We start from the raw sequence: 12,074 nt of genomic DNA on the forward strand, positions 1-12,074 counted from the left end.
GTGGTCAGCCTTTCAGCCCGGTGTGCGCCAGTCCTTCGATGAACTGGCGCTGCGCCAGCACGAACACCACCAGGACGGGCAGCGCCGTCATGCTGGCCGCGGCGAGCTGCACGTTCCACATGGGCCCGCCGTAGGCGTCGACGAACTGGGTGAGCGCCTGCGGGAGCGTGAAGTTGGCGGGCGTGGACAGGTAGACGATGGGTTCGAGGTAGAGGTTCCACGAGTGCAGGAAGGTGAAGATGGCGACGGCGCCGAGCGCGGGCCGGGCCAGCGGCAGCGCGACCCTGGCGAAGGTGCCGAACCGGCCGAGCCCGTCGACGCGGGCCGCCTCCTCCAGCTCGCCGGGCAGCGCGATGAAGAACTGCCGCATGATGAACGTGGCCAGCACGCTCGGCGCGCCCAGGATGGGCACCAGGATCAGCGGCCAGTGCGTGTCGGTCAGACCGGCGGTGTGGAACATCTGGAACAACGGGACGATCGTCACCTCGCTCGGGATGAGCAGCCCGACGAGCACGACCACGAACAGCGCGTTCTGCCCGGGGAAGCGGATGCGGGCGAAGGCGTAGCCGGCCATGGCGGCGACCGCCATCGTGCCCACGGTGACGACGGCCGCGATGTAGAGGCTGTTCCAGTACTGCTGGGCGAACGGCTGCAGCTCGAACACCCGTCCGTACGAGGAGAAGTCCCACCGGCCGGGCAGCGGCGACGGCGGGAAGGAGAAGATGTCGCTGATCGGCTTGACCGACGAGGTGACCATCCACCAGGTCGGGAAGACGAACGGCACGCACAGCGCGCACAGCGCCCCGTACAACGCGAGCTTGACCCTACGACTCATGGAAGACCCACTTCCGGCGCATCCGCCACTGCACCAGCGTCAGCACGGCGACGATCAGGAACAGCAGGACCGACAGCGTCGCCCCGTACCCGAAGTGCCGGAACTGGAAGGCCTGCTGGTAGAGGTAGTAGACGAGGACCGTGGTCGACATGCCGGGCCCGCCCTGGGTGAGCACCGCGATCTGGGCGAACACCTGCAGCGACCCGACCACGGTGATGATCGAGGTGAGCAGGATGGTGGGGCTGATCAGCGGCACCGTGACGCGGCGGAAGCGGGTCCACGCGCCGGCCCCGTCGAGGTGCGCGGCCTCGTAGAGCTGCCGGGGCACGCCCTGCAGCGCGGCCAGGAAGAGCACCATGTTGAGGCCGACGTTCTTGATCACCTGGACGACGACGACCGACAGCAGCGCGGTGCCCTCGCCGCGCAGCCAGTTGGGCCCGTCGACGCCGGCGACGGCGAGCAGCCCGTTGACGCCGCCCTCGCCCTGGAGCAGGAACTGCCAGACGATGGTCCAGGCGACCAGCGACACCAGCACCGGCGAGAAGAACAGGGTGCGGAAGAACGTGGTGCCGGCGAGCTTCTGGTTGAGCAGGATGGCCAGGGTGAGCGCGAGGGCGAGGTTGAGCACGACCAGGCCTACTGAGAACAGCGCGGTGCTGGTCAGGACCGCGCCCATGTTGGGGTCGGCGAGCAGCTTCTCGTAGTTCCGGCCGCCGACGAACTCGAACGTCCCTGCCAGCACGTTCCACTCCTGGAGGCTGTACCAGACGACGAGGCCGAGCGGCAGCAGCACGAACAGGACACTGCCGGCGAGCTGCGGCGAGACGAGCAGGTAGCCGACGAGGGCGTCGCGGCGCGGGATGGTCCAGAAGGGGCGGCGCCGGGCGGCGGCGCGACCCGCCACCCGGTCGCCGATGTCCGTCGCGGTCATGTCACGCGCCGAGCATGGGCTGGATCTTCGCGCACACGCCGTCCAGCACGGTCTTGACGTCGGCGTCGGCCACCCACAGCGCGTCGAGCGAGGCCCGGACGGTCTGCGCCAGCTCGGCCTGGCCGGTGTGGCTCGGCTTGACGACGCCGGTCTCGATGCCGTCGATCACGACCTCCTGGAGCTGCTCGGGCTTGAGCAGCGGGCTGGTCTTGGCCATGGTCTCGGCGGTGAGCAGGGAGTCGCGGGCGGGCGGGAAGTAGGCGGCGAGCTTGGCGGAGTTCGCCTCGTCGGTGAAGAAGGCGAGGAAGTCGGCGGCCGCTTCGGCGTTGGGCGACTTCTTCAGCACGCCGATCCCGGCCTGCCCGATGACCGCGTACTCACCCTTGGGCCCCGCGGGCAGCGGCACCAGGTCCCAGCCGAACTCGCCGTCCTCCAGCATGGCGGCGCGCGAGATCTGCGCGACGACCATGGCGGCGTCGCCGGCGAAGAAGTCGGCGACGGTGCCGGGGGCGGGCATGGCCTTGTCCTTGAAGATCATCGTGTGCAGGAATGTCATCGCCTCGACCATCTCGGGGCTGTTGAACCGGCAGGCGGTGCCGTCCTCGCTGTAGGCGGTGGCGCCCCAGCCGCGCCAGATGGTGGCCAGGTTGTCCCAGCCCTTGTAGTCGAAGTCCCAGATGGTCAGGCCGTGCTTGCCCTTGGCGGCCACCGCCTTGTTGATCTCGTTGGCGTGCTCCCAGTCCCACTGGCCCGCCTTGATCAGCTCCTGGGGCGTCTTCTGGCCCGCGGCCTTGACCAGGTCGGTGTTGACGAACACGCCGAACGGCGAGGTGGAGAACGGGTAGGCGAACAGCTCGCCGTCCTTCTCCCACAGCTTGGTCGCGGCGGGGACCAGCTCGCCCGGATTCTGGATCTTGCTCTTGAGCGGGACGAGCGCGCCGGAGCCGACGAAGTCGGGGGCCGAGTTCTCCAGGATCCAGGCCAGGTCGGGCGGGTTGCCGCCGGCGATCTGGGTGGTGAGCGTGGTCGTGTAGTTCTCGAACGGCAGCGGGTCGAAGGTGATCTCGCCGGTCTCCGGGCGGGTCTTGCGGTAGTCGTCGGCGATCTCCTTGAACAGCTTGAGGTGGGCCTCGTTCGAGGTCCAGATCGTCATCCGGAGCGGCTGCGGGCCCTGCGCGGCCGGCGCGTCGCCGCCTCCGCCGCCGCAGGCGGTGACCGTGAGCAGGGCGCTCAGCGTGAGGGCGGCCAGCTTCGTCTTCATGGGGGGTTCTCCTTCGTCAGTATCCGGTGACGTCGGGCCAGCGCAGCTCCACCCCGTCGCGGGTGAGGCGGTGCTGGTAGTCGGCCAGGAGCCGCTCGTCCTCCCGCACGGCGTGCGGGGTGGTGGCGTGGTCCAGGCAGAACGCGGCGAGCGCGCCGGCGGCCTCGCCGACGTTCCACTCCACCGGGTGCAGGCGGTAGGCGCCGTTGGTGATGTGCGTGGTGCCGATGTTCTTGCAGGCGGGCAGCAGGTTGACCGTCCGCCGCGGGATGAGCGCGCCGAGGGGGATCTCGAACGGGGAGCAGGCGACGTCGATGTAGTTGTCGCCGCCGGTCGAGGGGTGCAGGTCGATGCGGTACATGCCGACGCCCACAGAGTCGGGGTAGGAGACGGCGCCCTTGTCGCCGCGCACCGCCGCGGACAGGTCCTGCTCGGTGACGGTGGTGAGGGCCCGGATGCGCCGGGACTCGCGGATGTAGGGGGCCATGGCCAGGCCGTCGGCGCCGCCGGTCACGTCGCCGCGCGGGCGCAGGCCGGGGTAGCCGGTGCCGCCGTCGTGGCGGGGCGCCTCCGTCTGCAGCCAGTAGAGCACCGACAGGGACAGCTCGCGGGCCGCCGCCAGGTGCCGGCCGGCGTCCGGCACGTCGATGACGGGGCCTTCGAGATAGTCGATCATCGGCCAGTTGACCAGCGTGATGTCGCTCTCGTACGCGCCGGGCAGGAAGTTGTCGCGGGCGGCGATCCTGCGGAAGGTCCACAGGTTGGCGTCGCCGGGGTTGACCCGCTGGTCGGCCTCCACCAGCCGGGGGTCGTCGCCGGGGTTGGGGGTGAAGGAACGCTCCACGATCTCCAGCGTGCGCGGGCTGGGGCAGCGCCACGACAGCAGCTTGCCGCCCCAGAACGGCGGCTGGTAGGACCGCCAGAAGTCGTACGAGGCCGGCCTGTCGACGGTGTGGTCGCCGTCCACGTGGTCCATCGCGAAGCACACGGACACGGCCTGCATGTTGAGCGGCTGGGCCTCCTGCGGCGCGCTCGGCTCGCCCGTCTCGGCCTGCGACTCGAACCCGGTGACGTACTCGACCCCGGCCAGCGGCAGCAGCTCGCCGGTCTCGGTGGCGTCCAGCACGTACGCGGCGGTCGCGGTGATCTCGCCGCCGCCGTCGCGGTGCGCGAGCCGCACCGCCGTCACGCGGTCGCCGTCGGTCTCGGCCGCCACCGGGCGGTACGGCTGCAGCACGCGCAGCCTGCCCGACCCGCGGTACGGGGCGAGCATGGCCTCGATGACCGCGACCGCGACCCTGGGCTCGTGGCAGAGCCTGCTGACGTGGCCGGCGCCGGGGTTCAGCTCGCCCCACGCCCGCGCCCGCTCGGTCAGCGGGTAGTGGTCGCGGTAGTAGCGGCGGATGCCGTCGCGCAGCGCCCGGTAGCTGGCGGTGACGCCGAACCTCTCCACCCAGGTGTGCTCGTCCGGCGGCACCGCCTGGCTGGTGAGCTGGCCGCCAAGCCAGTCGTACTCCTCGGTGAGCACCACCGAGCGGCCCGCCCGCAGCAGGGCGAGGGCGGCGGCCACGCCGCCCAGCCCGCCGCCCACGACGAGCGCGTCTGCCGATATCTCAACCACGTGGGGGATCACCTTTCGTCGGGGACGGGCGCCAGCGTCGATCCGTCGACGAGCTCGCACGCCAGCAGTTCCTGCGGGTTGCCGCCGCGTTCCAGCACCCGGGTGAGCAGCTCGACGGCCCTGCGGCCCATCTCGCGCCGGGGGATGCGGAACCCGGTGAAGTCGATGTCGGTGGAGACCGGCCTGGTGGGCGCGCCGAGCGCGACGATCGACAGGTCGCGCGGCACGTCCAGGCCCCGGGCCAGGGCCGCTTCGGCGATGGCCGCGCCGTCGGCCAGCTCCTCGGCGAACACCACGGTCGCGGCGGACTCGAACAGCCCGGCGGTGGTGGTCAAGTGCAGGCCCTCCGCGCCGGTCTCCGCGACGCCCGCGGTGAAGCCGCGCAGCCGGTCGGCGTACGACTCCGCGCCCCGGCCCACGCCGACGTAGGCCATCCGCCGGTGCCCGAGGGCGGCCGCGCGCGCGACCAGCGCGCGCACCGCCGGCGGATAGTCGGCGCCCACGTACGGCACGGGCCCGCCCGCGTCGTCGCGGCGGCCGACCGAGACGAACGGGATGCGCTCGGCCAGCAGCCTGGCCAGGTCGTCGCGGTCGACGGTGCGGCCGAGCAGCACGCAGCCGTCGGCCAGCCGGATCCGGCTCTCCGCGCTGAAGATCCGCCGCCGCTCCCCCGGCGCCGCCTTGGCGCTGGTGAACAGCAGCAGGTCGCAGCCCGCCTCCTCGGCGCACTCCTCGATGCCGACCAGGAACGGGTGGTAGAAGTCGGCGCTCTCGGCGGGGAAGACCGCCTCGTAGGTGAACACGCCGTAGATGCGGTTGCGCCGCTCGGCCAGCCGGCGCGCCGCCGGGTCGGCCACGTAGCCGGTGTCGCGGATCACCTGGAGCACCCGGTCGCGGGTCTCGGGCGAGATCCGCACCTCGCTCTCGGCCTTTCCGTTGAGCACCAGGGACACCGTGGTCTGGCTCACCCCGGCCATCCGCGCGATGTCCTGCTGCGTCAGACGCCGCCCCGAACTCGTCACAGTCCGTCACCCGTTCCGTTGCTAATGCGCATTAGTGCGACATTGTGCGACCGCGCATACTGCGCGGTCAAGGACTAATTCGTATTAGCTAGAGTGCGGTGCCGACCTACAGCCGCATCTGCGCCGGCATCAGGGTCTCGGCGTCGGACAGCTCCACGCCCAATAGTTCGCCGCCGCCGCCGAAGTCGAGCACCACGCCGTCGGCGACCACCTGCCGCGCCGCCTCGCCCGCCACGATCTCATGCTTCATCGATATATAGGCGATGTTGTGGTAGCGGTCCCAGCTGGTGTAGACGGTGCAGGGGCGTCTGCCGCCCGGCTCCTCCTCCGAGGCGAGCAGGCCCTCCCTGGATTCGTGCGAGCCAGCCAGCGCCGCCCGCACCATCGCCATCGCCAGCTCCACTGCCTGCATGGATCCGGCGCCCGTGGCCTTCCGCTCGTGCTCCCAGCCGGCCAGCCCGTCGATCCGGTACGGGCAGGACCAGTCTCCCCCGGGCTCCGCGTACGGCATGCCGATGGCGGCGACCACCTCCCGAGGGGGCTCGGTGCGCAACGTCAGCGTGCGGCGAGCGATCTCGTACATGTTCGTCGCTTTACCCGGAGCGCCCGCTCGGGAAGACTGCCCATGCGACTTCACGAAGGGGGCGTGTGATGACCGAGTCGTTCGGAACACGGTTACGAGCCAGGATCGACAAGTACGGACCGCTCTGCGTGGGGCTGGACCCCAGTCCCGAGCTGCTGCACGCGTGGGGGCTGGACGACTCCCCCGCCGGTCTGGAGCACTTCAGCCGGGGTGTGGTCGACGCGGTGAGCGACCTGGCCGCCGTGGTCAAGCCGCAGTCGGCCTTCTACGAACGCTGGGGCAGCCGGGGCGTCGCGGTGCTGGAGCGCACCGTCGCCGACCTGCGCGACGCCGGCCCGCTGGTGCTGCTCGACGTCAAACGCGGCGACGTCGGCGCCACGATGGCCGCCTACGCCGAGGCCTACCTCGACCGGGGCAGCCCGCTGGCGGCCGACGCGGTCACGCTCAGCCCCTATCTCGGGTTCGGCAGCCTGGCGGGCGCGATCACCTCGGCGCTGGCCGCCGACGCGGGCGTGTTCGTCCTCGCCCGCACCTCCAACCCCGAGGGCGCGCGCCTGCAGGAGGCGGTGGCCGGGGAGATCTACGAGGGGGTACGGGCCGCGAACGCCGGTCGCGACCCGCTCGGCTCGGTGGGCGTGGTGGTGGGCGCGACGGTCACCGACCCCGGCTACCCGCTCGACCGCCTCAACGGCCCGATCCTGGCGCCGGGGCTGGGCGCCCAGGGAGCGACTCCGGCCGACGTCGGACGCTTGTTCGCGACCGTACGGCACGCGGTGCTTCCGTCTGCCTCCCGGTCCCTGCTGGCGGACCAGACCGGCCTACGAGCCCGTACGGAACGCTACCGCGACGAGTGCGCCCACCACCTGAGCCCCTGACACCACCCGTCGCTTTCCCACACGCCCGCCCCTTGCCCCCGTCAGCCCACCCGTCCACAAAAGCCCTCGCTGACGCTCGGACGTCCTGCCGTGCCGGGCTCCGCCCGGCGGCTGTCGCCCCCGGTGAGACGATCCCCGATCATTCCTGGACCCGGTCCCGTCCGGGCTGACCCGGCGTCCGGGGCTGCTGCCACACGTCCCTGCCGCTGCTCCACAGGTCCGAGGCGTGAAAGGCGAACCGATCGAACAGGCCGTCGTCCTGATGACGCCTCAGGTGCAGCATGGGCGAGTCGTGTCCGACCAGCTTGGCCAGGTGAGGCGTCACAAGCATCTCGGAGTCGAACCGGAACACGCTCATGGCGATGTGCTCGTCGCCGTACCTGGCCTCGATCCCAGGGACGTCGCGTAGCCGCTCGATCTCCGACAGCGTGATCCGGATGCGTGTGGACACGGTCAAGGGGACGTTCTCCGCTTCCTCACGGCTCCGTGTGACGTCACTCTCCGGGTCGCCGACGAGGAAGCGGATCTTGCAGCCCTGTTGAGCCTTCCGCTTGAGCGCCTTCGCCAGGTTGGGATGTTCCAGCCACAGGAAGTAATTCGTGTAACCGGCGAACACGATCTCGTTGCGTGCCGCGTTGATGAGATTGCGCCAAATCGATTTCGGGCATGCAGAGCGATACGGATAAACTGACAAGACTTCTTTGTCCGGCCCCGTTTTCACCGTGTTGCGGATTGCGTCTGGCCATAGCACGGCTGCCTCAACTCCTAGTGCCTCTGCGGCGGCCCACCGGTGCCGCAGGTGCGGGATACGAGCTTCGTCCTGCAACCAGCGTTCGACCGTCTTGACGTCAACTCCACCGGTCGGCCAAGCTCTGGTTCGCGACCTGGGCGTTCAGCATGGCGGCGCGTAGAGAGACGTTGGTCACGATACACCTCGGACTGGAGGACGCCAGGGACGTTCTGAGCGTAACGCCATCACATCCCGGACGTCTGAATAACGTGGTGGATTCGTCACTCTTGAGTAAGCAGTCTTACCGCATGTCCACACCGGTAATTCTCGAAGACCTCCAGGTGACTTTTCCTGATTGGTGCATGTGGCGCAGTTCCGCAGGACGCCTGTGGGCGACCCGGAACGGCCGACGCCTGTCGCAGCACGAGATCCGACACGGTCTCTGCCAGACGATCGACGCTGACGACGTCGCCCAGCTCGCCGAGCTGTTGCGGCAGCAGGAGGCGGCGGAGCGGGCATTGTGAGCACGCCCGGCGCGTTCCCGCCCCGGCTGCGCGTGACCGGCTGTCCCGCGTACGTCTCTCCGAAGGGCTGCCGCACGGACTGTGCCCCCCTGACAGGGACGGCGTCGCGACTGCCCGGTGGCTGTTACAGCTTGCCGAGGGCCTTGGCCAGGGCGGTCGCGGCGGAGGCGATCACCTTGTCGTCGTGCGGAGTGTCGTCGTCGTTGCGGTTGGTGAAGACCGAAAGGATGATCGGCGCGCTCGATCCGGGGGTCCAGACGATCGCGACGTCGTTGGCCGTGCCGTGGTTGCTCGCGCCGCCGGTGCCGGTCTTGTCGCCGACCGTCCAGTCCTTGGGAAGTCCCGCCTTGATCCGGTTGGCCCCGGTGAGACTGGCCTTCAGCCAGCCGACCAGCCGCGCCCGGTCCTGGGCGTGGAGGGTCTTGCCGGTGGTCAGCTCGGCGAAGGTCCGGGCGGCCGCCGCGGGGGTGGTGGTGTCGCGCTTCTCGCCGGGCGCCCAGTGGGTGAGCGTGGGCTCCGTACGGTCCAGGCGGCTGGTCTGGTCACCGGTGGCGCGGAAGAACCGGGTGAGGCCGGGCGGCCCGCCGATCTGCTTCAGCAGGGTGTTGCCCGCGAAGCCGTCCGATTTGGTGATCCCGGCGCGGCACAGCTGCGCCGGTGTCATCCCGGTGTCGGTGTATTCGGTGGTCTCCGGGGAGTTCCCGGTCAGCTCGGCCATGTCGGCGGGCTTCCAGCGGATCACCTTGTCCATCAGCCCGGGGGCGCTGGTGCGCGCCTTGTGCAGCACGGCCGCGCACGCGAACACCTTGAAGCTGGAGTTGAACGGGAAGCGCTCGCCGGCCCGGTAGCCGACTGTCCTGCCGGTCGCCAGGTCGATGCCGACCGCGCCGATACGCCCGTCGTAGGTCTTCTCCAGTTCCCGCAGCGTCTTGTCCAGTTCGGAGCCGGTGGCGGCGCCCGCCCCGGGCGCGAGACCGCCCAGCAGCACGGCGATGGCCGATGTCAGGACCCCGAGTCGCAGTCGTGTCATGCCGAGAAGAAGATCAGAAACCGGCCGGGTCCGTCCAATAGTGATATTCGACCGGCTTTCATAACGGTGTGGATATCGTCGCCTGTACAGGGCGGGCTGCCGAGCGAAATCAGACCGTTCGCGACACATGAGACGTGGACGGAGGCTGCCCTCTGTCACCGTTCCCCCATGACACGCATCGAGCTGGTGGAGCGGATGCGCGGCTCCGGGGTGCTGTGGCGGGGCTCTCTGGACGGGGTACGGCGGCTGGTGCCGCTCGCGGTGCCCGGCGCGCTCGTGCATGCGCCTCTGTCCGGGTTCGTCCTGCTGGTGATGGTGGTGTGGGCGGGCGGGTCGGCGGCGGTGGTCGACGGGCGGCTGGACCTGATCGGGGCGTCCGGCGGGGAACTGCTGGCCTGGACGGTGACACTGGCCGCGCTGGTGGTGCTCGCGCAGGCGGTGGTGTTCCCGGCGACGGTGGTGCTCGCGGCCGGGTGGCTGGTGGGCCGCCGGGTTCCGCCGGTGGTGGCGCTGCGGATGGCCGCGCGGCGGTTCCCCGCCATGCTCCTCCTGGTCGTGCTGGCCTCGGTGGCGTACGCGGCGATCACGGCCGCCGGGTTCGGCGTGCTGGTGGTGACCGGCCGGGAATGGCCGGCCACCGTGGTCATGGCGGTGCTGGGGCTGGTGGCGATGCCCGGTCTGCTGGCCGTGCCGTCGGTCATGCTGCACGGGTGCACGGCGACGGGCGCGGTCGTCCGCGCCTACCGGTTGGTCCGCTACCGGGAACTGCCGACGGCCTGCACGCTGGCTCTCGGGATGGTCGTGGTGCCCGTGGCGGTGGCGCGGGCGGCGGAACATGCCCTGGCGCCGCTGCCGGGGCCGCTGTCCACGGCGGGGTGGGCGGTGGCCGGGACGGTCCTGGCGCTGGCCGTGACGCCGGTCCAGGCGGCCGTGGTGGCGCGGCAGTTCCTGCACTGCGTGGCCTGGCGTACCGAGACGCATGACGAGGATCTGGAGCACGGCGTGCCGGCCGGGACGGCGCGGCCGGTCAGGGCGGCGCTGTGGCCGGTGGTGCTGGCGCCGGGGCTGCTGTTCGGCGGGATCGTGCTGGTCAACCCGTTCGGGTGGACGGAGGTCACCGAGACGGTGGTGTCCGGAGGCGAGGATTCCGTGGCCCTGGGATCGGGGGCCGGGGCGCTCTCCCGCCTGCCGTCGTTCCGGCCGTGGGAGCTGCGGAGCGCGCACGCCGGTCACGACGGCGAGCTGAAGGTGGTGGTGGACGGCTTGTACACCGCCGCGGGCGTGCTGACGTGCGGCGATCCCTCCTGCGAACGGGCCGGCCTCGCCTGGGCGGACGACGTGGCGGCTCTCTCCGACAAGGCGAGGAACGGGTACGCCGCCGCGCGGCTGCCGGACGGCAGGATGGCGGTGACCACCTGGTCGGGGCCGCGGCTCAGGGTGTCACACTGCGGGACCTTCGCCTGCGCGGCGGCCCCCGGCGGGGCGGCCGTCGCGGAGGCGCGCGACCGGCCGTTCCACGCGGGGGTGGCGATGGCGGTACGACGGGACGGCGGGCTGGTCGTGGCCTTCGCCGACAGGGAGCGGGCGGACGACGGCGACGACCTCGTCACCCTCGTCTCCTGTGCGGACGCGGCCTGTTCCCGGCCGGAGCCGAGCGAGGCCGCGCGGCTGGCCCCGGCCGCGTATCTGCACGGCCCGCCCGTCCTGGCGGTCGCGGCGGGGCCCGATGACCGGCCGGTGGCCGCCCGGTTCGACGTCGTCACCGGCCAGATCCACGTCATCTCGTGCGCGGACGCGGGCTGCCGGCGACCGCGCGTGACCAGGCCGGTGCCGCCGTATCCGGCGCGGGAGGACGCGGGGCTGCGCCAGGAGACCGGGCTCACGCTGGCGGTGCGGGCGGACGGCCGCCCGGTGATCGCGTACCGGGACGTACGCGACCGTGCGGCCAAGCTGCTGGACTGCCGCACCCCGGACTGCGCGCGGGCGGACGTCGTCACCCTGGACGCCGGCGACACGGACCTGGCCACCCCGGCGCTAATCCTGGACCGGGCGGGCCGACTCCTGGTCGCCTTCCAGAACGCCGAGGGGACCCGGATCATGCTGGCGACGTGCACCGGAGGCCGTTGCACGAGCACTCCGGTGGCCAGGATCCGCGGCGGCGCCGGCGAAACCCTCGCGATGACCCTGGACGACAGGGGCAGACCGGTGATCGTGTGGCTGGACTACGACGCCGCCCCGGAACCCGGCTGGGAGCTGGTCATCACCACACCACTCAACCTCACCGACTGACCGGCATCAGCCGACGAGGCCGATGCCGGGGAGATCTACGAGGGGGTACGGGCCGCGAACGCCGGGCGCGACCCGCTCGGCCTCAACGGCCCGATCCTGGCGCCGGGGCTGGGCGCCCAGGGAACGACGCCGGCCGACGTGGGGCGGGTGTTCGCCGCCGCGCGGCACGCGGTGCTGCCCTCGGTGTCCCGGTCCTTGCTGGCGGACCAGTCGGGGTTGCGGGCGCGCGCGGAGCGTTACCGCGACGAGTGCCTCCTGCACCTGTCGCGCTGACCCTGGTTACCTGCTCACCATCGGCCAGGCCATGCCGTACGGACGCTCGCCGGCAATTGCGGCGAACTGGCCGCTTTTCAGAGATCCTCTTCTATAGAGT

12 protein-coding genes are annotated in these 12,074 nt (G+C 71.2%); 4 read left to right on the forward strand and 8 right to left on the reverse strand.

Translation table 11 applies throughout. From position 1 onward, the window contains the following. Positions 1–4 precede the first annotated feature (4 nt). The 6 genes from ACIBF7_RS15555 to ACIBF7_RS15580 all read right to left on the reverse strand — a co-directional run bounded on the left by ACIBF7_RS15555 (position 5) and on the right by ACIBF7_RS15580 (position 6,253). The gene (locus tag ACIBF7_RS15555) at positions 5–835 is read right to left on the reverse strand and encodes a carbohydrate ABC transporter permease (protein WP_397197390.1); all 831 of its coding nucleotides are present in this window, start codon (positions 833–835) and stop codon (positions 5–7) included. Next, positions 825–1,766 carry a carbohydrate ABC transporter permease gene (locus ACIBF7_RS15560; RefSeq protein WP_271279792.1) on the reverse strand — a complete coding sequence of 314 codons (942 nt, stop codon included), beginning with the start codon at positions 1,764–1,766 and terminating at the stop codon, positions 825–827. The genes ACIBF7_RS15555 and ACIBF7_RS15560 overlap by 11 nt, the downstream gene beginning before the upstream one ends. Position 1,767: 1 nt before the next feature. Continuing rightward, on the reverse strand, positions 1,768–3,027 hold the full coding sequence (locus ACIBF7_RS15565; RefSeq protein WP_364232243.1) for a sugar ABC transporter substrate-binding protein: 1,260 nt from the start codon (positions 3,025–3,027) through the stop codon (positions 1,768–1,770). Positions 3,028–3,043: 16 nt separating this feature from the next. After that, positions 3,044–4,648, reverse strand: a complete 1,605-nt coding sequence (locus tag ACIBF7_RS15570) for an FAD-dependent oxidoreductase (RefSeq protein WP_397197391.1) — start codon at positions 4,646–4,648, stop codon at positions 3,044–3,046. Between the two features lie 8 nt (positions 4,649–4,656). Further along, the gene (locus tag ACIBF7_RS15575) at positions 4,657–5,670 is read right to left on the reverse strand and encodes a LacI family DNA-binding transcriptional regulator (protein ID WP_397197392.1); all 1,014 of its coding nucleotides are present in this window, start codon (positions 5,668–5,670) and stop codon (positions 4,657–4,659) included. A 106-nt stretch (positions 5,671–5,776) separates the two neighbouring features. Then, on the reverse strand, positions 5,777–6,253 hold the full coding sequence (locus ACIBF7_RS15580) for a DUF6968 family protein (protein ID WP_397197393.1): 477 nt from the start codon (positions 6,251–6,253) through the stop codon (positions 5,777–5,779). Between the two features lie 68 nt (positions 6,254–6,321). Here ACIBF7_RS15580 and pyrF point away from each other — a divergent pair, with 68 nt between their 5' ends. Further along, on the forward strand, positions 6,322–7,128 hold the full coding sequence (gene pyrF / locus ACIBF7_RS15585; protein ID WP_148030735.1) for an orotidine-5'-phosphate decarboxylase: 807 nt from the start codon (positions 6,322–6,324) through the stop codon (positions 7,126–7,128). Between the two features lie 139 nt (positions 7,129–7,267). On the opposite strand, the gene ACIBF7_RS15590 is transcribed toward pyrF, so the two are convergent. After that, positions 7,268–7,879, reverse strand: a complete 612-nt coding sequence (locus ACIBF7_RS15590) for a hypothetical protein (protein WP_397197394.1) — start codon at positions 7,877–7,879, stop codon at positions 7,268–7,270. A gap of 287 nt (positions 7,880–8,166) precedes the next feature. On the opposite strand from ACIBF7_RS15590, the gene ACIBF7_RS15595 reads away from it, so the two are divergent. Then, complete coding sequence (locus ACIBF7_RS15595; RefSeq protein ID WP_148030734.1) at positions 8,167–8,382, forward strand: hypothetical protein; 216 nt, start codon at positions 8,167–8,169, stop codon at positions 8,380–8,382. 124 nt (positions 8,383–8,506) lie between these two features. On the opposite strand, the gene bla is transcribed toward ACIBF7_RS15595, so the two are convergent. Continuing rightward, positions 8,507–9,412 carry a class A beta-lactamase gene (gene bla, locus ACIBF7_RS15600; protein ID WP_397197395.1) on the reverse strand — a complete coding sequence of 302 codons (906 nt, stop codon included), beginning with the start codon at positions 9,410–9,412 and terminating at the stop codon, positions 8,507–8,509. Positions 9,413–9,580: 168 nt separating this feature from the next. On the opposite strand from bla, the gene ACIBF7_RS15605 reads away from it, so the two are divergent. Together ACIBF7_RS15605 and ACIBF7_RS15610 are read left to right on the forward strand one after the other, a co-directional pair. After that, positions 9,581–11,701, forward strand: a complete 2,121-nt coding sequence (locus tag ACIBF7_RS15605; RefSeq protein ID WP_397197396.1) for a hypothetical protein — start codon at positions 9,581–9,583, stop codon at positions 11,699–11,701. Between the two features lie 138 nt (positions 11,702–11,839). Next, positions 11,840–11,974, forward strand: coding sequence for a hypothetical protein (locus ACIBF7_RS15610; protein WP_261808460.1), 135 nt, complete (start codon positions 11,840–11,842; stop codon positions 11,972–11,974). Positions 11,975–12,074: the final 100 nt, after the last annotated feature.

This window comes from Nonomuraea sp. NPDC050478, assembly GCF_044458265.1.
Classification (GTDB): domain Bacteria; phylum Actinomycetota; class Actinomycetes; order Streptosporangiales; family Streptosporangiaceae; genus Nonomuraea; species Nonomuraea ferruginea.